This window comes from Stutzerimonas nitrititolerans, assembly GCF_003696285.1.
GTDB lineage: Bacteria > Pseudomonadota > Gammaproteobacteria > Pseudomonadales > Pseudomonadaceae > Stutzerimonas > Stutzerimonas nitrititolerans.
On record NZ_RFFL01000038.1, the window covers coordinates 1 to 2,389 of the forward strand.

Below are 2,389 nucleotides of genomic sequence, written 5' to 3' on the forward strand. Positions count from 1 at the left end.
GCCTGTCGTAGGCCTGGTTGATGCCGAGGTAGGCGCCAGCCAAGCCGGTGCAGAGGCCGAAGAGGGTCAGGGATAGCACTTGTTTGATCGAGGCGCGCATTGCAATTCCTTTTGCGTTGGTGAGCCCCGATCTTGCCGGAAGAAAAACACGCTGCCCGTGCCCTGTCGCACAGACCTGGGCGAAACCCAAGCTAAGTTGATTATCATAAAGCCATAACCCTACCCTCAGGACGAGAACATTGCCTTACCTAACTGGGATCATCCCGCTAGTAATACTGCTCGTGACAATAGGCCTTGGTCTTACCAGTAAAAACTGGTTCATCGAGTTTGGACTGGCGATCGTTGTTTGTTCCGCGATCTCCTCTATTGCTCTTGCGCTCAGCAATGCCCGAAATGCTGCGCGGGCACGAAAGACAGCTTTTGAGTCCTTTCTTCCTGAACAGGACAGCAGGCAATCAGCTAGCTTCAAATTCACCGAATCCATTACAGGGCTTGATCGGGACCCGATAATCAGTCTGCAAAAGCAGGTTAAAGAACTACAGAAAGTTGCGATTCAGGATGAAAATTACTTCAGACAGGCACTACTTATCGCAGATAGGCGCATCGATATTTGTCTTGCACAGATCAAATATCATGAGCAAGCAACACTTCCTCAAATTATTGGACAGGGATCTGGCACTATTGTATTGGCTGCAGTGCTTACAATTGTCGGATCAGTCTTTCTAGCCATCCCCGACCAAGCACATACAACCGCCACGTATCTTGCGGAAAAATTATGTGCACTCGTATTGAGTGCCTGAGCCTAGCCAAGTATCAGGCAAACACCAGCGAATGCTCACCGGCCGGGATGGGGTTAGATGCCAGCGGGTACAGCGCCCACCAAGTGCCGTAGCGAAAAAAACCCGTCAGTGGCGTGCCGCCATCGATCTGCAGCGACGTGAACGGCGGTGCCGAATAGTCGCCCCTGACCTCGATGTACAACCTGTGGACGAGCCCCTCATAGCGTTCGTAGAGGACCGCGAGAATTTCCCCATTCGCCCCCTCGATAGCAGGTGCACCCGGAATGGCACTGGCGCCGGCCGGACTGATCGAGCCGAAATTGCCGGCCTCGTAGCCTCCCCAATCCGGCCCGTCGTAGGCGGCTACAAGGGTGATGCTGGCCTGTGCTGCCTTGCGCGGAAACCCCGCCACTACACCGGGCATCATGCTGCCACCGTTTGGCCGATCACGTCCCATTCGTTCGTGCCGACCTTCTTGAGGGTTACGGTCATGCGCGCGGTCATGCTCAGCGTGCCGCCCGATGGCGCATTGAGCGTGGCGCCGCTTGCTGCCGCCAGGGTGACGTTGCCCAGCGCTCGGACGGTGATCTCGGTGCCGATATCAAACGCCACCGAGGCGTTTGTCGGAACGGTCAGCGTGATGGCACTCGTCGTACCGGGCCGCACATAGTTCCAGGCGTCTGCCAGAGAAAGCGTGCGGGTTGTAGCTGTGCCGATAACCGACGACTTGTCTTGCTTGGTGGCGGGATCGAAGTTGCCGGAGTGCCACAGTTCTCTCCAGGGTCCATACTCGCCGTTGAATGCACGCCTGACACCGAATGCGTCGCTTATCATCCCAAACGAGATTTCCCCGGCAGTGTTGGCATGCTGAATGTGGAGCACGTTGGAAAAGTTTCCGGGCGCAGGATTAACGTAGCCGCCAGAGCCAAACGAGTACACCGCTGTAGGTCTCTCCCACAAGGTCTCGGTGTCCTCCCCTAGCCCTAAGGCGAAAGGCGATCCAGTAGCCATCCAGCCACCAGCCCCCACCGACATCAACGCGCCGGAAGTGGTGTCCGATGGGTTCACCTGGGCGTTTGCATTCGCAGCGGTGCCTAGCAGGTTCAAGCGGCCCTGCAACTTCCCTAGGGCCGACAACACCGTATCCGCTGCGGTGATCGCCACCGAGCTGAGCAGGCTCAGTCCCGTCAGCGCCGTGTTGCGCACGCGGTGTTCGCTGAAATACAGGTTGGTTGAGCCCTCGGCCAGAGCGTCGGTCGTGCCCGGTGAGGGGTTGATTTCGGCGTAGACAGAGCCGGTCCAGCGGTACTGGCGAGTCGGGTTCGCCTGGGTGCCCTGGTTGACCGCGATGTAGATTTTCCCACCCTCGCCTACGGTCGGGAAGTTCGCGAGTGTCGGGAACTCCAGCACGTCATCGACGTAGCTCGGCAGCTGGCTGGGCGGAATGCGAGCGAACTCATCCAGGGTCGCGACGCCGCCGGAGACGCCACGCTCGGTGGTGTTGATCTTGTTATCCAGTGCTGCCTGTAGCCCGGACACCGTATCGATCGCCTGGGTACCGGTGTGCGTGGCGCGGTCGCGCAGCTGGGCGTCGGTGGCGTTGGCCGTGG

Annotated in this window: 2 protein-coding genes and 1 pseudogene; 1 reads left to right on the forward strand and 2 read right to left on the reverse strand. The window is 58.5% G+C overall.

Annotation, left to right across the window (positions count from 1 at the left end):
* The first annotated feature begins 239 nt into the window (after positions 1 to 239).
* Positions 240 to 800, forward strand: a complete 561-nt coding sequence (locus tag EA795_RS20990) for a hypothetical protein (protein ID WP_147456329.1) — start codon at positions 240 to 242, stop codon at positions 798 to 800.
* Between the two features lie 13 nt (positions 801 to 813).
* Here EA795_RS20990 and EA795_RS20470 read toward each other — a convergent pair whose 3' ends face one another.
* Positions 814 to 1,206, reverse strand: coding sequence for a hypothetical protein (locus EA795_RS20470; protein ID WP_122079207.1), 393 nt, complete (start codon positions 1,204 to 1,206; stop codon positions 814 to 816).
* A pseudogene (locus EA795_RS21090) lies at positions 1,203 to 2,389 on the reverse strand (hypothetical protein); the annotation flags it as partial. The pseudogene EA795_RS21090 and the gene EA795_RS20470, both read right to left, overlap by 4 nt.